The sequence below is a fragment of the Microcoleus sp. FACHB-831 genome (genome assembly GCF_014695585.1).
GTDB lineage: Bacteria > Cyanobacteriota > Cyanobacteriia > Cyanobacteriales > FACHB-T130 > FACHB-831.
Genome location: NZ_JACJON010000076.1, coordinates 1 through 20,983, shown reverse-complemented (window position 1 = coordinate 20,983; position 20,983 = coordinate 1). Strand labels below are relative to the sequence as shown.

Here is a 20,983-nt window from a genome sequence, read left to right as displayed (position 1 = left end):
CAATCGCTGGCGGAGGCCATTTCAACTGCCTTCGAGCAAATTGACGAGCTAGATATGTACAACTGGTTTACTCATTGCTGCTATTGTTCCTCACCCACTTGAGAAACGCTATAGTAGGACTAATTACTTCCCGAGCTGAAATTACGGAAACAGTAGCAACTATGGGGACATTGACTGGTGAGGCTGATACTGCTGCTTCTTCAACAATTGCAGCTCCAGCCTTAATATATGCTATTAGCCAAATTTTAGGATGCTCATAAACTGGGACGTAGATTTTGCGTAAAAGCGAGGTTAGGAGGTGGGCACTGCCGACCCTACTTGCTAGGCACTATCAGTAAGGTGATTACAGCAAAGCCAGACAGCGGCGATCTGGCCCCTCAAATCCTGCAACTTAACCCCCAGCCTACTTTAGTGGGTGAAGCCGTCCGCGATCGCACGGATGCCTTTTTTTGTGAATTGAAACGTCGGTGGTTTCACGGAAGCAAAGTTTTTTTAGCCCTGTTAGGCTTATATTCAAGTGGGGAAGAAAAGCTCACTGGCAAATATAGAAGAAACTCATTATGACCTAGTGTTTGGCTTCTTTCAAAATGAATAGAAGCCAAACTTATTAAAATTCCAAACAGTAGAGAGAATTCAAAATGCTGGAGCGATCGCTCCAGCATTTTTTTTGCATTTATTTGAGGAAAATCGCTAATCGCTAATAACAAATGGCAAGTAAATGTTAGCGCTGTATTAAAGCCCAACTGATGTAATATGGAATCTCGTCCGCCCCGCCGAAATTGTTATAAGCATTCGCGCTGGGGAAGTGTACCTAAGCCACCTCTCTATGTCCAAGACTTACACCGTTGAAATTCATCACCAAGGCACCACCCACACTATAGAAGTGCCAGAAGATAAACAAATTCTTCAAGCTGCTGGTGCAGTTGGGTTAGAACTACCAAGTTCCTGTAATGCTGGTGTCTGTACTACCTGTGCGGCTAAAATCCTAGAAGGATCTGTCGATCAAGGCGATGGCATGGGCGTTAGTCCAGAACTTCAGGCACAAGGCTATGCGTTGCTCTGCGTCGCTTATCCTCGCTCCAACTTGAAAATTGAAAGTGAGAAAGAAGACGAACTGTACGAGCTACAATTTGGTCAGTTTCAGAAGAAATAGCAAGAAATTATGACAACCCACTTCATAACCGCAGAAATTGACCTCCAAGAATCGCCGCTTGAGCTTAATCAAGCAATTGAAGCAGAGTTGGAAAAACGCGGGGAACCTCTACGCTGGGCTATTACAAGCGTTGATGCAAAACAGCAGAAAGTTTCTGTTGAAGCAGTCGTCACAGTAGAATCTGACGCAACAGCATCGGCGTGAATCAGCGTCCTTACACGGTTGTCTTGATTGTTCCTACTGGGGTTGGGGCGTCTATAGGTGGTTATGCTGGGGATGCCTTGCCTGTCGCCAGAGCGATCGCCCAAATATGCGATCGCCTCATTACCCACCCCAACGTCCTCAACGGTGCCCAACTCTACTGGAATTTGCCCAATGCTTTCTATGTTGAAGGCTACGGACTTGACAAATTTGCTGCATCGTGTTGGGGACTGCGCCCGGTACATCAAAACCGCGTCGGTTTAATTCTCGATGCGGGCATTGAACCAGAACTGCGGTTACGGCACATCCAGGCAGCTGATGCCACAAGAGCCACACTGGGGCTGAATCTAACCGACTATGTAATAACAGATGCCCCGTTGCTCGTGGAATTGCAAACAGCAGCATCAGGAGCTAGCTGGGGGACTATTAAAAATCCCGATAGCTTGCTACGAGCAGCAGATGTGCTAATTAAAAAAGCTAGGGCTGAAGCGATCGCAGTTGTTGCGCGTTTCCCCGAAGAAACAGACGCGATCGCCCTAGAAAATTATCGCCAAGGACAAGGTGTAGACCCTGTTGCAGGTGCAGAAGCCGTAATAAGTCATCTGATCGTGCGGACATTCCAAATTCCCTGCGCCCACGCACCCGCACTATCTCCCCTCCCCATCGACCGAAATTTATCTCCCCGTTCTGCTGCTGAAGAATTGGGCTATACCTTCTTACCCTGCGTTTTGGTAGGACTCAGCCGCGCACCACAATTTCTAACCGCGCAATCAGCTAAAAGTCAGCCAGACGATGTATGGGCTTCTCAAGTCGATGCAGTCGTTGTACCAGCAACAGCCTGCGGCGGTAGTGCAATACTCAGCTTGAGCCAGAAACAGGTGCAGATTATCGCAGTCGAGGAAAATCAAACCCAGATGCAAGTTCCTCCTGAACAGTTAGGGATCAAAGCATTGCGGGTAAACTCTTATTTAGAGGCATTGGGCGTCTTAGTAGCCCATCAAGCAGGTATTAACCCAACGGCTCTTACTCCAGCTATCTCGTCCTTGCATTGCTTATCTTAAACCAGTGGCCAAACAGTTCCCTGAAAATCCCGAAATCGATCCTTTAACGCGCACCCAAGTTTTGATTGCGATGGGCGTGACAGCGGTGGTCTTGCTGGTAGTCGCCAGGCTGTGGATGCAATTTGGTTCCATATCCCTCGTACCCTTGCGCTGGACAGCGATGGAGCTACTCTTAGGGGTGGGCTTAGGGCTAGGAGTCACCGCCGCCAGTTCTGTTGTCTATCGCATTTGGCCTGGTTATCGGCATAGCGCAGATTATTATTTGGCGTTGGTACTTAAACCCCTGTTGTGGCCAGACTTAATATGGCTGGGGCTGCTGCCGGGATTGAGCGAAGAATTGCTGTTTCGGGGCGTGATGCTGCCTGCTTTAGGATTTAACTCCGTTGGTGTCGTTTTATCTAGTTTTTGCTTTGGCGTTATGCACCTTAGCGGCAAAAAACAGTGGCCTTATGTAGTTTGGGCGACAACTGTGGGATTGTTGCTGGGGTTTAGCGCCTTACTAACAGGAAATTTGTTAGTGCCAATTGTCGCTCACATTGTCACGAACATAGTTTCCAGTTGTTTGTGGAAATGGGGGGAGTAGTGCGATCGCTACTTGGCACTTTCTAGGACTTTTTAAAGACAATATACTAGATAGCTAGCCTAAAGGTCAGTCATAATGCGCCTTCGTTTGAACCGCTCTACTGCGATCGCTACAGCTTTGGCCCTCTCTGTGTACGCTCAGATGCCAGGTACACCGCTGGGACTCTCCCCGGCACTGGCACAGACACCAGAAAGAAATGCCCTCAATCGCCGTTCTCCCTTGGAGCGCAAAGTTGAGGCGGAACGGCTGCACCGAGAAGCTATGGGTGAGTTCGAGGAAGAGGGGTATACAGCAGCCTTGGAGAAATTCCAAAAAGCATTGGCGATTTACAAAGAAATTGGCGACTCTTCAGCCATTGGGCGATCGCTCAATAACATTGGTATGGTTTATTCACGGTTAAACCTGAACGATGTCGCCTTGGAATTTTTAGAGCAAGCCTTAGCCATTAACACTGAGATTGGCAATACAAATGGTGAATGGCGCACTTTGTTCAATATGGGCCAAGTTTACGAAAATATCGGCCAGAATAACAAGGCACGGCAGTTATATCGGCAAGTTTTAGAGATTGCTCAAACAAGCGGCGATCGCGCTGCTGCCCTCGATAAGATTAGCGGTGAAACTGGTTTCGGATCTGAGTTGTCTGAGTTAAGTGTTCTGCAACATGATGAGCTGATAGTTTAAACGAATCTGGGCGGACGTTGTGAAGCAGCCTTAGTGGAACAGATGCGATCGCCCCGGCGTTCGTAAATTCATCATTACCCAAAATGCGGGCAGCACTTTGAGAGGGACGAGGGCTGTTCTAGATTTCTCGTGGCAATTTTAGTGAGGTGGGCGCAGGCCCAAAGTGCCCTGTTGCGTATTATCCTGTCGTTGTAATAGTAATATAGCTGCTGTCGGGGGATTTGCTTAAAAATAAAGTTACTTAAATAAGTTTTCAATATAACGATTTAGGGTAAATATCAACTAAATTTTATGCAAAAAAGTTTTGGTAATTAAATAGAGTAAGGAAAAGCTATTGTAAAAAATAGGTAAAAGTTTGACTATATATATTTAAAAATTACATAAAGACGAGCCGCATAGATAGCTTTATTAGTGAGCATACATAAAATCCTACTAAGGATATTCTTAAGCTAGTTGCCTTATGATAATTAATTGGCAAGAAATCAGTCTAAAAAATTGCTAGATACAAGCAGTATGCAGGGGACGGTTTATACTAATATCTCAGGGGATAGAGCAGAAGGTTGAGCATTACGAACAGCTTTGCTAGGGTTGAAGGTGACGTTTGTGGCGTTTTGCCCAGATAGGTGTATCCGGAAATACACTTAATTTTATAAATTTGAGAAAATAAATTAGCAATTTGGTAAAACTTAAGTTAAAACTGAAAAGCTACCATTACATCCAGGAAAATAGGAACAGGTAAACAAAGTGGGTTCTCCTTACCTAGCAGCTCTAAGACCTAAACAGTGGACGAAAAACCTGGTTGTCTTTGCAGCACCATTATTTGGTTTTAGTATCGAGATGCAGTCTTTGCTAGGCTGCTTGCTAGCATTTGCGTTGTTTTGTTGCGCTTCTAGTGGTTTCTACTTACTTAATGACATTGCCGACGCTGAATCTGACCGTCGCCATCCCATCAAGTGCCAGCGCCCGATTGCTGCGGGAAAGGTTAGTATTCCGGTAGCCATTGGCATGGCAGTGGTACTGTTGGGAGGCGCTATAACCATTGGCTGGTTAAGAAGTATGGCTTTGGGAGCCACCCTAACGGGCTATGCACTGCTGCAAATTGCCTACAACCTGCGTCTGAAGCGGACAGTAATTTTAGACATTATTGCGATCGCCGCTGGATTTGTACTTAGAGCCTATGCAGGCGCTGCCGCAACTAACATTCGCCTCTCCCCCTGGTTTGTCCTGTGTACCGCCCTGCTGGCATTATTTCTAGGTGTAGAAAAGCGCAAAGCTGAACTGCGGCTGTTTCAAATTCGCGGTGGCAAACCTCGTTCTGTACTCAAACGTTACTCTATGCCCCTCCTCACTCGTATGGAGAGCGTAGTGACGACAGGAGCCGTCATGAGCTATGCTCTTTGGAGTTCTGGCCCACAAGTGCAGGGAGCATCAACACCTTGGATGCTACTTACCTTGCCGTTTGTCTTGTATGGCATCTTTCGCTATCAATTACTCAGCGATCCACAAGAAATTTCCCGTAAAAGCGACACAAAACTTGAACAAGGAGGCCAGAGCGAGCGCCCGGAAGAAGTTTTATTAACAGATATACCGCTCCTATTTACCGTTCTGTCTTGGGTGATAGCAATATTTATTATTTTATTGCTTAAACAGAATAAAATTATTGCCTAAGCAATAAAAAAATACTTAATAAGTTAGAAACTGAGGATATGAGCCAACCACAAATATCGCACCAGGAAAAAAGAGCCTTTTTCAACGGCTTTGGTTTAATTAAAGATTATGGCTGGGAAGCATTATTTTTAATTGCAATTTTCGTTGTTTTCTTGTTATTTAATATTAATACCTATTTGGTATATCCCATTGTGGCTCATGATGAGGTGATGTTCACCGATCCAGCAGCTAATTTGTACTTTGGCAACGGGTTCACATCCACAGCATGGGAATTTCAAACCAAAGATGAATTTTGGGCAGGAAACGCACCGCTTTATTCCATCTTGCTTGCAGCCTGGATGCACTTGTTTGGATTTAGCGTTCTCGCCGCACGCTCGCTCAACTATGTTCTGACTATTATTTCAGCGATAGCAATTTGGTTAGCTGTAATCAGACTCAATTTAGTCACTTCGTCGATTAGGCGAGTGGGATTGATAGGTATATTACTCTTATCAGACGCTGTTTTCTTCAGTTATCGCACTGGACGTTACGATAGCACTACCATTCTTGTTTGTGCAGCTGCCCTACTTGCCTTTTCAGTGACACACCCTTGGCTACGCTGCACTCTCCTAGCCTGTATTGCCATCTTTTTGCCAATGGCAGGACTGCATCTGGCAGCATTTTCAGTCATATTTTGTAGCCTGCTGCTATTTTACCTAAGACGTTCATTTGTAAGAGAATGCATTTCTCTAGCCATTGGTGCAATTATGGGAGTCATCTTTATGTTGACTCTCTATTTCACAAATGGCGCCTTGAAGGGCTTTATTATCTCGACGATGGGAGCGCATCATTCAGTTACGGGTAAATTGGGACAAGCGATTGTATTGAAGAAAACTAAACACATAGCTGAATATAAAGATGTATTATTAGTATTCTTTCGCGAATACAGTTTTCCCATATTACTCGCTTTAGCAATTGGGATAGCTATTTATCAATATCGAAAAGGTAAATTAAAATTTAGATCGCCACTTTCCTTTGGGCTAGCAACAAGTTTCTGCGTTCCCATAGGCGTTTTCTTTTTAGGGAAATATCCCATTTACTATGTATGGATGGCGTTGATTCCCCTCCTGATTTGTATCTTTGCAACTTTTGATGAATGGAAGTTTAACAGAAAAAATGGTCTGCACTGGCTAATCGTAGTAGCTCTAGTGCTTGTCTGTTTGATGGGTTTGCCTAGACGCTTGGCTGCGGCAGCGTCTAGGGGGGAAAGTATAGATTATCCAGCGGTTGAAGCTCTTGTAGAAAATAACATCACAAAAGATGATTGGGTGTTGTCTGATTACTCGGCCTACTATGCAGCCAAAAAGACAGGAGCTACTGTTATGCTCCCCAACTATACAGAGTCTTCGCTATTCCCTTCGATACCCGAAAAAGAGAAGATAACAGTGATGATTATTAACCCTAATACCTTAGAAAAGGTACTAACTAGGGTAGGAGGGAAATGGGATAACACTGGCAAGGGTATCCGTTCTAGGATGGAAGACTATACTTTACAGGTTTATCGAAGAAGCACTGCTCCATAAAGTATTAGAAAGCAAAAAAGCTATGAGCAAAACTTTGCGACAATCAGCACAACCAGTCGTAGCAGCTTTTGATTTTGATGGAACTCTCACCCGAAGAGATTCTTTTTTACCTTTCCTAGCTAGAGCTGTAGGGGAATTCCAACTGCGGCGGGCAATGGTAGTGTTGAGTCCGATGCTGATGAGGTTTGCTTTGGGCAAGATACCGAATTGGCAGGCAAAGCAAACTTTAATAACTTACTTGTTACGCGGCTGGACCGAGGAAAAACTCAACGAGGTAGCACAAAGTTTTGCACGAGAAAATATACCGCTGCTGCTGCGCCCTGAAGCGGTAGAGCGTCTGCGATGGCATCAAAAACAAGGACATCAGTTGATATTGATCAGCGCTTCTTTAGAGGCTTATTTAATACCTTGGGCGCAGACGATGGGCTTTACCAAGGTACTGGCGACGCAACTAGAAATTGAAGATGGTGTTGTGACGGGGCGGCTTCTAGGCAAGAATTGCTATGGGCCAGAAAAAGTAGAGCGCCTCAAAGGGTTTTTGGGGGATTTGAGCGGGTATTGCTTGTACGCTTACGGTGACACTAAAGGCGATCGCGAGCTGATTGCTGCTGCCAAATATGGCTACTACCGAACCTTTGAGGAACTGGTTAAACCATATTAACTAGAAATTTGAGTTCGAGCCGCTGCCAGAGCGATCGCTCTGGGTAAAATTATGTGTTCTTGAACTTGAATTTTCGCGTGCAAACTCTCAGCTGTATCATCAGGCAAAACGGGTACAGCTGCTTGCATTAAAATTGGGCCGCTGTCAACTTCCAAGCATACTAAATGAACAGTGCAACCAGCTATTTTAACTCCAGCCGCGATCGCTTGTTCGACTGCACGAATACCGGGGAAACTAGGCAGTAAGCTGGGGTGAATATTAATAATTTGGTTGGGGAAGGCATCAACTAAAACCTGAGTAACAACTCGCATCCAGCCTGCCATGATTACCCAATCGACCTCATATTGCTGCAAAGTTTGCACAATTTGTCGATCTAAGTCTTCTCTACTCTGGAAGTTTCTGTGATTGAGAAGAACAGATGGGACGCCCCATTTTTCAGCGCGTGCAGCCGCCTTAATACCCGGATTGTTGTAAATTAAGACTTGAATTTGGGCGTTGAGATTTCCATCGTTTATCGCCTGTGCGACGGCTTCAAAATTACTGCCGCTTCCAGAAGCTAAAATTCCTAACTTCAAAGGCGCGTCCGAATTAGCGCGATCTACATTAACAAATGGAGAAATTAGACTGGGAGTAGAATTAGGTGGTGCAGATAATTGTGTCATGACATTTGGTTTTGCAATAAATAGTTAGAGCGATCGCTCCAAGTTAAGTAGTTTACAAAGATAATTCTGACTTAAGAATAGAATAAACTTTTAGGTCGTGATACAGACCCTTTTCAAATTTATGTTGCCGTAAAAGTCCATCAAACTTCATCCCGGCTTTCTCCATCACCCGCGCCGAAGCGAGATTTGAAACTTTGCATTTACCATGAATGCGATTTAGTTTCATAGTGTCAAAGCCAAATGCGATCGCTGCTACCACTGCTTCTGTCATATATCCGCAACCCCAATACTTGCTCGACAGTGCATAACCAATCTCTGCCCACCCATGCTTGCGAATCCAGTTAAACAAAGCAACTGTCCCGATTAACTTCATATCTGCTTTGTGAACAATACCCCAGCGAAGAACTTGATATTTTCGTAGCTTATCCATCACCGAGTTAATGAAAAGCTTGCTGTCTTCAATTGACTTATGAGCTGGCCAAATTGCGTAGTGAAGAACTTTTGGGTCTGAAGCATACTCAAAAACATCAGAAGCATCCCCCATCTGCATTTTTCGCAGTAGCAAGCGGTCAGTTTCTATAACTGGCAAATCTTCAAATATATCTGCAACTTGCACTTCCAAGTTTCCTAGCTCCATAAAAAAATTATGGCTTCAAAAGCACTGCACCCTTAACATCAATATGAATTAATGATTTTGGCTTTAAGTATTATTTTCTTCGCATTTAAACCACAACTTTATAGTGGAACGGAACCAGAGGGACATTGAATTCGCGTCGAGCCATTTTTGGGAGCTGCTGGCATTTTAGGAGGCGTGGATGAGGGTTGTGCAGTTCCGCACACACCAGCAAAGGTCATATTTTCACCTTTATCTTTGACTACAAACAATGCACTTGTATAGCTTCTGATTCCAGGACGTTTGGCTGTAGCAGTCATCATCACGCGCTGAGTACCGTTGCCTTGGGGTAAAATCCGCAAGCGATAATTTGCTGTATCTGGCTGAATACCTACGCCCAGCTGTTCGATGGTTGTGGCAAATTTGTTTTGTTCAAGGAAATAAGCTTGTTGGGCGCGAGCCATAGCACCCGTGTAGTTTCTGCCTTCAGCTTCTCGCGCCTTATTTGCTTGATTCTGAAAAGCACCAACTTGAGCTAATTGTGTTGTTGGCTGGGCATTTACAGAAGGTATGAGTCCACCAACCAGCCCTATAAATAAACTGGATACAATTAATTTTCTAGAAATTCGGAGCTGGCGAAAGTTTAGGAGAGTGTTGCTCATGGAGGTAGGAGCTAGGAGATAACAGGATTTTAGCAGTACAAGAGCAGTAAAATAGGTTGACGCCGCAATTCAACTGGAATCCCGCCTTTCCATGAAAACCTCTCGCTTATCTCGTAGCCAGCTGCTTGATAATGATGCGATCGCAGCTTGGATCTTTCTAGCACCAGCACTTATATTACTCGGTCTGTTTCTCCTCTGGCCGATTGCCTATCTTTTTTACCTCAGCTTCACTGCTGGTAGCTTTACCTTGGAGGGTATCCGATGGATAGGCTTAAAAAACTATTTGCGCTTAGTCCTCACCCCCGACTTCTGGCAAGTTATCGGTAATACAGTTTATTTCACCGTCGCCACAATTCTTCCCAGTTTGGTTATTCCTTTGGGGCTGGCAGTTTTATTAAATCAATCTATTGCCCTGCGAGGATTTTTGCGAACAGCCTATTTTATTCCCTCTATCGTCAGTTTGGTCGCAGCGGGATTAGGATTCCGCTGGCTATTTCAAACAGAAGGGCCAGTTAATGCCGTTATAAATTTTATCGGAATTCAACCAATTTCTTGGCTGGGAGATACTACTTGGGCGATGCCAGTTTTAATTTTATTAAGTATTTGGAAACAGTTGGGTTTCAACTTAGTGGTATTTTTAGCTGGACTGCAAGCGATACCACAAAATCGTTATGAAGCAGCGGAGTTAGATGGGGCTAATTTCTGGCAGCAATTCTGGTATATTACCCTGCCAGGATTGCAACCTACTTTGGTGTTTGCCACCGTGACTACAGCTATTTTTACGCTGCGGAGTTTCGAGCAAGTTTATGTTATTACTGGCGGCGGGCCATTAAACTCAACTAACTTGCTGGTTTATTATATTTACGACCAAGCATTTGCCCAATTTGATTTTGGTTATGCAGCAGCAGCAGCCACAGTTCTATTAGCTGTGGCGCTGTTGCTGGTTTATTTACAGTTACGAGTTTGGGGTGAAGAGGGTTAGGGATTATCCTGGCGCAGAGGCGAAACTTACTACAAACAAAACCCGCGATAAAATTAGGAGCGATCGCGGGTTTTATCTTTCTTGTTGTATGAGATTTCTAAAAAAATCTAGACAACATTCACCCAGAAATCAGCGGTAACAATCTTCCCATTGCGATTAAATTGACCCCAAAGTTTATATTTGCCCGGTTGAGGGAACTGTGTCATAAAATGCACCATTCCACTATGGGCATCCGCCATCGCATGGGCATGAATATAATCTGTTGCTGTCAATGTTGGTGTCTGTCGCAAAATAACTAAATGCCCTTTTTCTCCCAAATATGGCTGCAAGTCTGTAAGGGGTTGATTCTTAGAAGCGTCTCGTAAATCAAACATCAGCATGACTTCTTCGCCTGCTTTAATTGTAGGCCTGGATAATGTCAGATTTACTTTTGTGTCTCCGAAAGTCTTGCTACGATTCAGATCGGCTGTCGCGGCTGATGAATTAGTTTTACCAGGAACCTGAGTTTTCAGCGCGGAAACTTGTTCTTTTTGCCCAGATGGTTTGTAATCGCTGAAAAGGGTATAACTACCAGGTTTAGGAAAAGTAGCGTCTACTTCAAAGCGTCCGTTCTGCTTGTAGGTGGGATGGATGTGGTCGAAAAACTGGAGATCGTCGCTAACAACAATTAGGTGCATGAGTTTTTCTTGGAAAGTGTCAAACTTAGCGATCGCTTTTCCATTCTTATCCTGAATATTGATACCCAAAAGAGTAGGACGCTGCGGTTTGATATCATTTTTTACAGCAAGTTTAGCTTCACTTACAGCAGTCGTTTCTCCCGATTTCATGTCATGCATTGAATGCCCACCATGAGAGTGATTATGCTCTTCCGCTGTTGGTTTCATTCCAGGCATCGAATGTCCAGTATGAGGGTCAGAATTAGCTTCCGCTGTCTGTTCTGATTTAAATGATGAGCAAGATTGACTTAGAACCAAGGTGGCGCTTATAGCAATACAAGTAAGAAAACGATTCATGTTCTTTGATTGGTAGTTGTTATTTGTTAGCAGTAGGGTGGGCAATGCCCACCTTACTTTAATTGAGTTGCGTTGGCGGTCATTCCCCACCTTACAACCTGTTGAATGAAGGGCGAAAATTACGCAAACGCAGAGCATTTGTGACGACAGAAATCGAAGAAAGTGCCATCGCCGCACCTGCGATCGCGGGGTCGAGTAACAAACCAAATATAGGGTAGAGAATTCCAGCTGCAATGGGAATACCAGCCACATTGTAGATAAAGGCAAAAAACAGATTTTGGCGAATATTCTGCATAGTGGCGCGGCTTAGTTGAATAGCCGTGACAATTCCTAGCAAATCTCCAGAAATTAAAGTGATGTCGCTAGCTGCGATCGCTACATCCGTTCCAGTTCCTATTGCTATCCCTACATCAGCTTGTGCAAGTGCTGGCGCGTCGTTAATACCATCTCCAACCATTGCCACAATCGCTTTTGAATTTTTATTCTTCTCACCTAACTGGAGAGATTTGATAATTGCTGCTTTTTGGTCGGGACGTACTTCTGCAAAGACTTTTGCGATCCCAACTTCCTGCGCGATCGCTTCTGCTGTTTCGCGATTATCTCCTGTTAGCATAACCACCTGCAAGCCTAATTTTTTAAGTGCTTTTACGGCTTCGGCTGAAGAAGGTTTAAGAGCATCAGCAATACCCATCAAACCATGAATTTCTCCATCGACAGCAATCCATATCGCCGTTTTACCAGCACCTTCCCATGCAACTTTTTGCCCTTGTAAGGATAGAGTATCAATCTTTAACTCATCCATCCACTGCTGGGTTCCGATTTGTACAAGTCTGTCTAAAACTATACCTTGAACGCCGCTACCCGCGATCGCTTCAAAGTTTTTAGCTGTTGTCAGTTCTACTTGTTGAGATTGAGCATATTTAACGACAGCTTCAGCTAAAGGATGTTCGGAATTACGCTCAACTGATGCGGCTAAACTTAGAAGTTTTAGCTCATTACCATTAGCCGTTCCGCGTAAAGTAACAAAGTCAGTTACAGTCGGCTTACCTTGAGTCAGCGTACCAGTTTTATCTAATACGATAGTCTGGATTTTCTGAGCTAGTTCAAGAGTATCTGCACCTTTAATAAGGATGCCGTTTTCTGCACCTTTACCTGTTCCCACCATAACTGAGGTGGGAGTAGCTAAACCCAACGCACAAGGACAAGCAATAATCAGCACGCCAACTGTTGCGATTAAAGCCATTGTTGGGTTGCCCATAATATCAAACCAGATTACGAAGGTAGCGATCGCGATCGCTATTACAACAGGCACAAACCACGCCGTAACCCGATCTGCTAATTTCTGGATAGGGGCTTTAGCACTTTGAGCTTGTTGAACCAGATTGACAATTTGCGCCAAAACTGTATCGCGTCCTACTCGTAATGCTCTAAATTTAAAGCTGCCAGTCTTATTAATTGTTGCCCCAATTACTTCATCCCCTGGCTGTTTCTTAGAGGGCAAACTTTCGCCAGTAACCATTGCTTCATCTACACTGGAAGCGCCTTCTATTACCTCACCATCAACGGGAATTTTTTCACCCGGACGCACCAAAATAACATCACCAACTACAACTTCTGCAATCGGCACATCAATTTCTTGTACGCCACGAATTACCCTTGCAGTTTTGGCTTGTAGCCCCATCAATTTACGAATTGCTGCTGACGTTTGCCCCTTAGCGCGATTTTCTAAAAGCCGCCCCAGCAAAATCAAGGTAATCACAACCGCAGCTGTTTCGTAATATACCGCTGGTTGTAAAGAATGGCCTTGCGTTCGCACAAATAATCCAGGCAAAACAGTAGCAACTAGCGAATACAAATAAGCTGCCCCCGTACCCAGCGCAATCAGCGCGTTCATATCTGCCGCGTGACGCTTTAGCGCTTTCCATGCCCCTGTAAAAAAGGATTTACCGCACCAAAATAGCACTGGCGTTGTTAGCACCAACTGCACCCAATTATTATGCAGCCATATGGGAATTAAAGGTATGTGCAGCCCCGTCATTGCTGGCAGCGAACCGATGACTAATACAAGACTAATGGCTGTACTAAATGCGACTTTGCGCGTCAAATCTTGCTGTTCTTGGCGCCGGGGTGCTTGCTCGCTATCATCTTCTCCAGTTCCGAAATCTTTAAGCGGTTCTGCTGTATAACCAGCATCAGCTACAGCACCGCTTATTTCATCTAAAGTTGTTTGCTGGGGATTATATTTAACAGTAGCCTGTTCCATGCCAAAGTTAACGTTGCACTCAAGAACTCCAGAAACAGATTGGATAGCTTGTTCAATGTTGGAAGCACAAGCAGCACAGCTCATGCCTTTTAATCGTAGATAGTTGGTTTCCATGTTTTCTTTCTCCTTTGCAATTAGTTATTAATGCTCTTAATAAACAAGTTAATAACTAATAAGGGGTGACGATTTGTTATAAGCGCAGCGATTACACTGAATTGATATAATCGCTAGCATCAAGCAATTCAGCATCAACCTACGACGGAACATCCGCCTGTACTTCGACTACACCTCGAACCATATTCATGCCGCAGTTAAATTGATATTCGCCTGGTTTCTCTGGCGTGAATTCTACGGATATATCTTGATTTAGGGGCAAGTCGGCAGCAATACGAAAATCAGGGAACAATACTTTTTCTAAACAACTGCTGGGATCTTGGCGGAAAAAGTTGAGGCGTACAGGTTGACCTGCTTGAACCACAACTCGATTGGGTTCATAACCACCGTTGACTGTAATTTTCATTTCCTGAATTCCCTCGCGAGACTCTGCTTTTTTAGCGGCGGTTTTACTTAGCAGAAACCACCATAGTTCTAAACCAATTAGCCCTAAACCTGCTAACGTGACGCCTACTTTTAGGCTTACGGGTTGCTCAATTTGTTGAAATTGATTTGTATGGCTGGGTGGCAGTTCGGTAGCTGTTGCGTCTGTTGCGATTCCCAACAACAACCCCAACCCGATAATATTGCTCCAAACTTTGCTTTTGATGTTCATAATTAACTTCACATCCTTCTAGTTTTTGGCGCTAGCTGGAGTTTGGAAGATGGGGTTGATGTCGGTACTGCTGCGATCGCTATCCCCAACTCCCCACTCCTCTATCTACGCAACTGGATATCCAGCGCTGGCGATCGCTTCCCTTACTGCTGTCTCCCCCTGTTGCGTTTCCACCTTCACGATTTTCGTTTTGGTGTCAGCGTCTACCACCGCGCCTGGATCTATCGCCGTCACTGCTTTGGTAATCGTGGCTGCACAAGCCGAACACGCCATGCTAGGAACTTTTAGTTGTAGTGTCATATTTTTCTCCTTGTAACTCCCTTGAGGGGTTCTTGATAATCCCAGACTAAAAACTCCAGTACACTGGAGAGTCAAGCTTATTTACAAAAGTTAATATTTTTGCCAAAAGCAGCAGCTTCCAGAAACCCTGCTGCTAGCAACTGGTGGATATTCCTGGCATAGTGAGATAGACCCGGAGAAACGATATAAAGTCAAAAACGAGTCGTTGGAGGGTAATATTGTGGTTCAGATCGCCCCATCCCTACCGCTAGCGACTCGATCCACTGTTATTTTGAGAGACAAATTCTGTGAGTAATCCTAACCAACCAGATGCGGTGCAATGGACGCCGGAAGCGGAAGCCAAACTGAAAGAGATTCCTTTTTTTGTCCGTCCCGCAGCTAGAAAGAAAATTGAACAGTTTGCGCGAGACGCTGGGCAAATGAGGATTAGTGTAGAGCTTTACGAACAAGCAAAGAAAAAGTTTAGTTAATAGGCGCGATCGCGCTACTCGCTAGCTAGACGCACGCCATGAATAGGGAAACACTCCACTATTTAGAAACCTTCGAGGGTTGGCTGCTGATAATCTTTAGTGACATTAGCAGCTACCGCTTCCAGGCTTTTAGTCCTGTTGGGGAAAAAATGGGCGATCTGCGCTTCGCAGCAGCGCTTCGCTATCGCGGCAGCTTTAATTCTGTCGCCGCAGCGGTGCAACAAGGTCGAAAATTTATCACCGGAGCAAAGCTATAAAAAGTATCGGAGCAAACGGATAACTAGGATAGGCGATCGCTTTGATTTCCCAAAAATATCGCTTGTTTAATCGCTGTTGGCTGGATACCGTTTTTCCTCAATAAACTTTAACCACAAACTTGTAGTAATTCCCCAGATTGCATTAAAAAATAAGACTAAAAAAGGCGTCAAAACTCCCAGCTTTAACCCCATCAAGCCTTGATTAGCTTTAACGGGAAATACAATCAACAATTGCGCCAGTGTAGGGGCAAGGCTATACAAAATTCCTCGCCACAAATAGCCGTACCTCAGAAAAGATATGAGAAATAAAAATCCCCATAAACCGCCCCAGACGATGCGAGGATAAAGCCAAGCTGGGGTAAAATCGGGTGCAATCTTCACACCCAACGCAGCAGTTATACCCAAAACGCCAAAGAGCCAGACGGCAAGACTATTAACCAATCCTCCCAAAGCTCCAGCAGCAAACGCGAGAGATAATTTTTTGCCCAACTTCTGCATCTTTAATTTTTCCCCTGACGGGGGTGAGCGAGCCTGAACTTGAGATTATCTTACCGCCAGACGGCTGGATAACCAGGAACGGCGAAAACCTGCCCCTAAGTTTGATTTATCCTATCTGGAGCCACCAACACAATCCATCTGGGTAATTTTTAGTTGTAGTGTAATGACAAAAACCAAGATGATTGTTTCAATTACTAAAATCAAGTCTCCAGTCAACTAGAGAGTCAAGGAAATGGATCTACAAACTGTTCAATACATTGTCAATGGCATTGCCGTAGGCAGTATTATTGCCTTGGCAGCAATCGGGCTGACGCTGACTTATGGCATTTTGCGGTTGTCCAACTTTGCTCACGGCGACTTTATGACGCTGGGAGCATATATCACGTGGGCAGCCAATATAAGTGGAGTGAATATCTGGCTCTCGATGATTATCGCAGTTGTGGCAACAGTGGGAGCCATGCTGCTGTGCGAAGCGCTGATTTGGAAACAAATGCGCGATCGCCGCGCTAGCTCTACTACGCTGACAATCATCTCTATTGGACTAGCCTTATTTCTCCGCAATGGCATCATCCTCATTTGGGGGGGTAACAACCAGTCCTATAACTTACCGATTGCCCCAGCCATCGACATCCTGGGAATCAAAGTTGCTTACTATCGGTTGATTGTTATGGGGTTGACGGTTCTGGCTGTTTTGGGGCTGCACTTCCTATTGCAGAACACCAAAATCGGCAAGGCAATGCGGGCTGTAGCGGACGATCTTGACCTTGCTCGCGTTTCAGGCATCAAAGTTGAGCGGGTGGTGCTTTGGACGTGGACGATCGCTGGGACTCTTACTGCATTGGGGGGAGCCATGTACGGGCTGATCGCGGCGGTGCGCCCTAACATGGGTTGGTTTTTAATTTTGCCGATGTTTGCTTCCGTCATTCTCGGCGGAATTGGCAACCCTTACGGCGCGATCGCGGGTGCTATGGTCATTGGTGTAGCCCAAGAAGTGAGCGTTATCCTGCTGAAGCCAGAATACAAACAGGGTGTCGCCCTGTTAATCATGGTCTTAATGCTGCTCGTCCGTCCCCAAGGCTTGTTCAAGGGAACCATGTAGATAGGGCAAAAGTAAAAAGCTTTCAGTGTCAGCCGCGATCGCGCATCCGAGCTAAAGGCAAAATTAAGAGAAGCTTTATCTTCTCTATTTCTTTTGCCTTTTGCCTTTAAGACGCCTTTTACCTGAACTAGGGATTGATCAGGTGGAAATAGATCCCTGCAACCAGGAAGTTACCAGCTAACAGGATGAGTAAAACGATCGTGCGGAAGGGATAAGGCGGGTTACTCGTTTTGGGCACAGAACCAGTCGGTTTTTTGGCTTGAGCAGCACTCATAAGGCTATTACTCCTAATTTTGTTGACTTTCTAAGAAATACCAAATAGCGATCCCCCTTAGCACGACCCGATAGAAAGATTTATATTAGTTCAATCTTTATGAGGAATTTTGAGTGCTGTACCGTTTAGATGATGAATCAATCTACCGAATTGCCTATTGACTCAAATGACTAGATGGGTTTGATGCCTATTCACTCTCACCCGCATGGTAGGAACTGCGTACTAGAGGGCCAGAACGGACGTGAGCGAAGCCCATGTCCCGCGCGATCGCTCCCAATCGGTCAAATTCTTCGGGCGTCCAGTATTTTTGTACGCTTAGGTGTTCTAGCGACGGGCGCATATACTGACCGAGGGTGAGGCGATCGCATAGAGCATTCCGCAAATCCGCCATTGTCGCAATGACTTCTGCTTCTGTTTCTCCGTGTCCTAGCATCAACCCGGATTTTGTGGCAATTGTTGAATCTAGCTGTTTGACAATGCGGAGGACATCGAGCGATCGCTCGTATTGCGCTCCCCGACGCACGCGACCTTGCAACCGCTGCACCGTCTCAACATTGTGGTTGTAACAAGCTGGTTTAGCATTTACTACGGTAGCAATGCGATCGCGCTGTTTGTTCACCGCATCCACACCACCCCAAAAATCTGGCGTCAATACTTCAATTTGAGTCTGTGGATTCATCTGTCGCACCGCCTCCATAGTCGCTGCAAACCAGCTTGCTCCCCCATCTGGCAAATCATCTCTCGCTACAGAAGTCAGCACCACATAGCGCAACCCCAACAGATGCACGGACTCCGCCACATGACGCGGTTCTTCAGAGTCTAGAGGCAACGGTGCGTGGCCTTTATCTACTTGACAAAAAGCACAGGCACGGGTGCATACTGGCCCCATTAGCAAAAAAGTTGCTGTCTTCTGGGAATAGCATTCGCTACGGTTGGGACACCGACCTTCTTCACAAATTGTGTGTATTTGACGTTGTTTGATAATTCGCTGTACAGTCGATATGTCGCTAGCTTTCCCGATGGGGCGGCGCAACCACTGCGGCAGCGCCTCAACTTCTGACCGCAGGGGAGAAGCATATGACCCGGTTGTGAAAGGCCCATCCATAAGCGCGATCGCGACCTTAGCGCGATAGTGAGACTTAATATGATACAAATCTTAAAGCATTTGATCGGCAATCTTCTTCTGACGAAGCATTTTGTCCATTAAGGCCAGAGCGGATTAATCTAGAATCATGCACAAATCGCAGCTTGCGGTTCAGATTTATGTCAGCGATGCAGACGGTTGAGAATGTCAAGCGAAAAATTGTGGCAGCCTGCTCGCAGGCTAATGATTCTGTATTGTGGCAGAAACCTGGTTTATCGTCTTCTGGTATAGAACATCATAGGAGAGTATGTAGATACGCTTTTGCTACACGTTGTTAATTATCAATAGTGTATGAACGCTAGAGCCAGTTTTTCTGCCAGTCGCTTTTGTTCTTAATCTGAACCCATGCAGCAGTCGTTTAACAAAATAGTAGTTTTTCTAAAAATCACTACCGAAGGAGTCAATAGTGGCAAGTCACAAAATCCTGGTTATTGATGACAGCAGAGTCATCAGGAGGACAGTACGAGATATGTTACCGCAGGGTAACTTTGAAGTATTGGAAGCACAAGATGGTCAAGAAGGAATGAATCTGATCCACCAGGAACATCCAAACCTGATCATGCTAGATTTTCTGCTGCCTAAAAAGAGTGGTTGGGAAGTTTTTCAGGAGATTGAAAATCACGCTGAGATCAGGAAAATTCCTCTAGTTTTGATGTCAGGTCGCAAAGAAGAGGTTACGGAGAAAATTCCAGAACCGTTTAAATATTTTGAATTTGTCTCAAAGCCATTCGACCAGAAGCAGCTGATTGCAGCCATCAAATCAGCAATGGCTAAAAGGAAACTTATGCCACCACTGGTAGCAGCGCCTGCACCTGTCGCCGCACCAGCCGCCGCACCAGCCGCCGCACCAGCCGCCGCACCAGCCGCCGCACCAGCAGAAATGCAGGAATTCAATGAGAAGATTGCCAAGATGCAGGCTGAAATTGATGGCTTGAAGAAACAGTTAGCTCAAGTGGGGGCAATGCCAGGGGAAATTGACAAATTAAAGCAACAGGTGGCTCAAATTTTAGCTTTCATCAAGCAGAAGTTAAAGTAGAAACCTGTTGAAATAACTGATGGTACTTTGTTAATAATTGTGCGAGGCTGCTATTAAGGTGGGCAGGTAGTGCCCACCTTACCACCAATAAGTTTTTAGCTTCGACAGATATAAAGGACTGCTAAGACGCTATTTAGCGGCTAATCTAACTCTCGGCGTCCTTCTAAGGCTCGCGCTAATGTAACTTCATCGGCATATTCCAAATCGCCGCCCATAGGTAAACCAAAAGCGATGCGAGTTACGCGGGTAAAAGGTTTGATCAGCTGTCCCACATAGAGTGTTGTAGTTTCGCCTTCAACGCTGGGGCTGATGGCGATGATCGCTTCTTTAATATCCGGCTTGCTGACGCGCCTTACTAACTGTTGGATATGGAGCTGATCTGGGCCAATGCCATCCATCGGCGAAATCACTCCTCCCAGTACGTGATACTTGCCACTATATTCGCGTGTTTTTTCCAGCGCTATGACATCGCGGGAGTCAGCCACGACGCAAATCATGCTGTTGTCGCGATTGGGAGAGCGACAGATTTCGCAGACAGGCTCGGCTGCAAGGTGAAAGCATACCTGACATACGCCGACTTGCTTTTTCGCTTCAACTAAGGCTTGCGCTAGTGCTTCTACTTCTTCGGGCGATCGCTTTAAAATATGCAACGCCAGTCTTTGGGCAGTTTTAGGGCCAACTCCCGGCAATTTTTGCAATTGCTCAATTAAACGAGCTAATGGTCGTGTGTAAACCGTTGTCCTTCTCCCAGCGTGTATAACTTCATCACTATCCTATTTCAATCCCTCATAGGGATTGTTACACACCCACGCACACCCCAAGAATTCAAACCCTGATAGGTATTTAAGATACTTTACCATATCCCCTAATTCGTTGAAGTGCATCCAAATTAAACCTGCTATAACCAAAAACAATTTTTATACAATTAAATAATATTATAGACCACAAAATAAAAAAGCGCCCCCGTAGGAGCGCTTTTTTTATCTTTTAGAGACGGCCATTTATTGGGTCTCTAAGAGATTAACCATTGATGACTGGAGCTTGAAGAGCAACTGGAGTTGCCTCGCCAGCAGCCAAGTCGAGAGGGAAGTTGTGAGCGTTGCGCTCGTGCATTACTTCCATACCCAAGTTAGCGCGGTTGATTACGTCAGCCCAAGTGTTGATGACGCGACCGGTGCTGTCGATGACAGACTGGTTGAAGTTGAAGCCGTTGAGGTTAAACGCCATCGTGCTGATGCCCAATGAAGTAAACCAGATACCGATTACTGGCCATGCACCCAAGAAGAAGTGCAAGGAACGGCTGTTGTTGAAAGAAGCGTATTGGAATATCAAGCGACCGAAGTAGCCGTGTGCTGCAACGATGTTGTAGGT

General features: G+C 45.2%; 25 protein-coding genes and 1 pseudogene. 14 read left to right on the top strand and 12 right to left on the bottom strand.

The genetic code is table 11. The features are described 5' to 3' along the window. Positions 1-339: 339 nt before the first annotated feature. The 9 genes from H6F77_RS24555 to H6F77_RS24515 all read left to right on the top strand — a co-directional run bounded on the left by H6F77_RS24555 (position 340) and on the right by H6F77_RS24515 (position 7,570). Positions 340-564, top strand: coding sequence for a hypothetical protein (locus tag H6F77_RS24555; protein WP_190491546.1), 225 nt, complete (start codon positions 340-342; stop codon positions 562-564). A gap of 262 nt (positions 565-826) precedes the next feature. Beyond that, positions 827-1,153, top strand: a complete 327-nt coding sequence (locus H6F77_RS24550; RefSeq protein ID WP_190491545.1) for a 2Fe-2S iron-sulfur cluster-binding protein — start codon at positions 827-829, stop codon at positions 1,151-1,153. A 9-nt stretch (positions 1,154-1,162) separates the two neighbouring features. Beyond that, positions 1,163-1,357, top strand: coding sequence for a DUF8621 family protein (locus tag H6F77_RS24545; RefSeq protein WP_190491544.1), 195 nt, complete (start codon positions 1,163-1,165; stop codon positions 1,355-1,357). Beyond that, a complete protein-coding gene (locus H6F77_RS24540) occupies positions 1,354-2,415 on the top strand; it encodes a DUF3326 domain-containing protein (protein ID WP_190491543.1) in 1,062 nt (353 codons plus the stop codon). The genes H6F77_RS24545 and H6F77_RS24540 overlap by 4 nt, the downstream gene beginning before the upstream one ends. 4 nt (positions 2,416-2,419) lie before the next feature. After that, the gene (locus H6F77_RS24535) at positions 2,420-2,998 is read left to right on the top strand and encodes a CPBP family intramembrane glutamic endopeptidase (protein WP_190491542.1); all 579 of its coding nucleotides are present in this window, start codon (positions 2,420-2,422) and stop codon (positions 2,996-2,998) included. Positions 2,999-3,073: 75 nt separating this feature from the next. Continuing rightward, the gene (locus H6F77_RS24530; protein ID WP_190491541.1) at positions 3,074-3,679 is read left to right on the top strand and encodes a tetratricopeptide repeat protein; all 606 of its coding nucleotides are present in this window, start codon (positions 3,074-3,076) and stop codon (positions 3,677-3,679) included. A 744-nt stretch (positions 3,680-4,423) separates the two neighbouring features. Beyond that, the gene (locus H6F77_RS24525; RefSeq protein ID WP_190491540.1) at positions 4,424-5,347 is read left to right on the top strand and encodes a decaprenyl-phosphate phosphoribosyltransferase; all 924 of its coding nucleotides are present in this window, start codon (positions 4,424-4,426) and stop codon (positions 5,345-5,347) included. A gap of 38 nt (positions 5,348-5,385) precedes the next feature. Further along, a complete protein-coding gene (locus H6F77_RS24520) occupies positions 5,386-6,909 on the top strand; it encodes a glycosyltransferase family protein (protein ID WP_190491539.1) in 1,524 nt (507 codons plus the stop codon). A 22-nt stretch (positions 6,910-6,931) separates the two neighbouring features. Then, entirely contained in the window at positions 6,932-7,570 is a 639-nt protein-coding gene (locus H6F77_RS24515; protein ID WP_190491538.1) for an HAD family hydrolase, read from the top strand. On the opposite strand, the gene purN is transcribed toward H6F77_RS24515, so the two are convergent. The 3 genes from purN to H6F77_RS24500 form a co-directional block, all read right to left on the bottom strand. After that, positions 7,567-8,232: a phosphoribosylglycinamide formyltransferase gene (gene purN, locus H6F77_RS24510; RefSeq protein WP_190491537.1), complete on the bottom strand. Its 666-nt coding sequence runs from the start codon at positions 8,230-8,232 to the stop codon at positions 7,567-7,569. The genes H6F77_RS24515 and purN overlap by 4 nt on opposite strands. A gap of 52 nt (positions 8,233-8,284) precedes the next feature. Continuing rightward, positions 8,285-8,869 carry a GNAT family N-acetyltransferase gene (locus tag H6F77_RS24505; RefSeq protein WP_199321534.1) on the bottom strand — a complete coding sequence of 195 codons (585 nt, stop codon included), beginning with the start codon at positions 8,867-8,869 and terminating at the stop codon, positions 8,285-8,287. A gap of 98 nt (positions 8,870-8,967) precedes the next feature. Next, positions 8,968-9,507, bottom strand: a complete 540-nt coding sequence (locus H6F77_RS24500; protein ID WP_190491536.1) for a type IV pilin-like G/H family protein — start codon at positions 9,505-9,507, stop codon at positions 8,968-8,970. Between the two features lie 91 nt (positions 9,508-9,598). On the opposite strand from H6F77_RS24500, the gene H6F77_RS24495 reads away from it, so the two are divergent. Then, the gene (locus H6F77_RS24495; RefSeq protein ID WP_190491535.1) at positions 9,599-10,489 is read left to right on the top strand and encodes a carbohydrate ABC transporter permease; all 891 of its coding nucleotides are present in this window, start codon (positions 9,599-9,601) and stop codon (positions 10,487-10,489) included. A gap of 107 nt (positions 10,490-10,596) precedes the next feature. Here the strand turns inward: H6F77_RS24495 and H6F77_RS24490 are convergent, their stop codons facing one another. The 4 genes from H6F77_RS24490 to H6F77_RS24475 form a co-directional block, all read right to left on the bottom strand. Beyond that, complete coding sequence (locus H6F77_RS24490; RefSeq protein WP_190491534.1) at positions 10,597-11,502, bottom strand: DUF8832 domain-containing protein; 906 nt, start codon at positions 11,500-11,502, stop codon at positions 10,597-10,599. A gap of 91 nt (positions 11,503-11,593) precedes the next feature. Continuing rightward, positions 11,594-13,879 (bottom strand): heavy metal translocating P-type ATPase, encoded by a 2,286-nt coding sequence (locus H6F77_RS24485; protein ID WP_190491533.1) that lies wholly within the window; start codon positions 13,877-13,879, stop codon positions 11,594-11,596. 139 nt (positions 13,880-14,018) lie between these two features. Then, on the bottom strand, positions 14,019-14,534 hold the full coding sequence (locus tag H6F77_RS24480) for a cupredoxin domain-containing protein (protein WP_190491532.1): 516 nt from the start codon (positions 14,532-14,534) through the stop codon (positions 14,019-14,021). Positions 14,535-14,639: 105 nt separating this feature from the next. Continuing rightward, positions 14,640-14,834 (bottom strand): heavy-metal-associated domain-containing protein, encoded by a 195-nt coding sequence (locus tag H6F77_RS24475; RefSeq protein ID WP_190491531.1) that lies wholly within the window; start codon positions 14,832-14,834, stop codon positions 14,640-14,642. 287 nt (positions 14,835-15,121) lie between these two features. On the opposite strand from H6F77_RS24475, the gene H6F77_RS24470 reads away from it, so the two are divergent. Beyond that, entirely contained in the window at positions 15,122-15,304 is a 183-nt protein-coding gene (locus H6F77_RS24470; protein ID WP_309228917.1) for a PCP reductase family protein, read from the top strand. Positions 15,305-15,342: 38 nt separating this feature from the next. Then, positions 15,343-15,561 carry a hypothetical protein gene (locus H6F77_RS24465; protein WP_190491530.1) on the top strand — a complete coding sequence of 73 codons (219 nt, stop codon included), beginning with the start codon at positions 15,343-15,345 and terminating at the stop codon, positions 15,559-15,561. 66 nt (positions 15,562-15,627) lie between these two features. On the opposite strand, the gene H6F77_RS24460 is transcribed toward H6F77_RS24465, so the two are convergent. Then, positions 15,628-16,059 carry a hypothetical protein gene (locus tag H6F77_RS24460; protein WP_190491529.1) on the bottom strand — a complete coding sequence of 144 codons (432 nt, stop codon included), beginning with the start codon at positions 16,057-16,059 and terminating at the stop codon, positions 15,628-15,630. 232 nt (positions 16,060-16,291) lie between these two features. On the opposite strand from H6F77_RS24460, the gene H6F77_RS24455 reads away from it, so the two are divergent. Further along, positions 16,292-17,158 (top strand): branched-chain amino acid ABC transporter permease, encoded by an 867-nt coding sequence (locus tag H6F77_RS24455; protein ID WP_190491528.1) that lies wholly within the window; start codon positions 16,292-16,294, stop codon positions 17,156-17,158. A 127-nt stretch (positions 17,159-17,285) separates the two neighbouring features. On the opposite strand, the gene H6F77_RS24450 is transcribed toward H6F77_RS24455, so the two are convergent. Further along, positions 17,286-17,432 (bottom strand): photosystem I protein PsaX, encoded by a 147-nt coding sequence (locus tag H6F77_RS24450; RefSeq protein ID WP_190491527.1) that lies wholly within the window; start codon positions 17,430-17,432, stop codon positions 17,286-17,288. A 187-nt stretch (positions 17,433-17,619) separates the two neighbouring features. After that, a complete protein-coding gene (gene lipA / locus H6F77_RS24445; RefSeq protein ID WP_190491548.1) occupies positions 17,620-18,537 on the bottom strand; it encodes a lipoyl synthase in 918 nt (305 codons plus the stop codon). A gap of 445 nt (positions 18,538-18,982) precedes the next feature. On the opposite strand from lipA, the gene H6F77_RS24440 reads away from it, so the two are divergent. Then, complete coding sequence (locus tag H6F77_RS24440; protein ID WP_190491526.1) at positions 18,983-19,612, top strand: response regulator; 630 nt, start codon at positions 18,983-18,985, stop codon at positions 19,610-19,612. A 140-nt stretch (positions 19,613-19,752) separates the two neighbouring features. On the opposite strand, the gene recR is transcribed toward H6F77_RS24440, so the two are convergent. Both recR and H6F77_RS24430 read right to left on the bottom strand, forming a co-directional pair. Next, positions 19,753-20,370 (bottom strand): recombination mediator RecR, encoded by a 618-nt coding sequence (recR, locus tag H6F77_RS24435; RefSeq protein ID WP_190491547.1) that lies wholly within the window; start codon positions 20,368-20,370, stop codon positions 19,753-19,755. A gap of 262 nt (positions 20,371-20,632) precedes the next feature. Continuing rightward, positions 20,633-20,983, bottom strand: a pseudogene (locus H6F77_RS24430) (photosystem II q(b) protein); the annotation flags it as partial.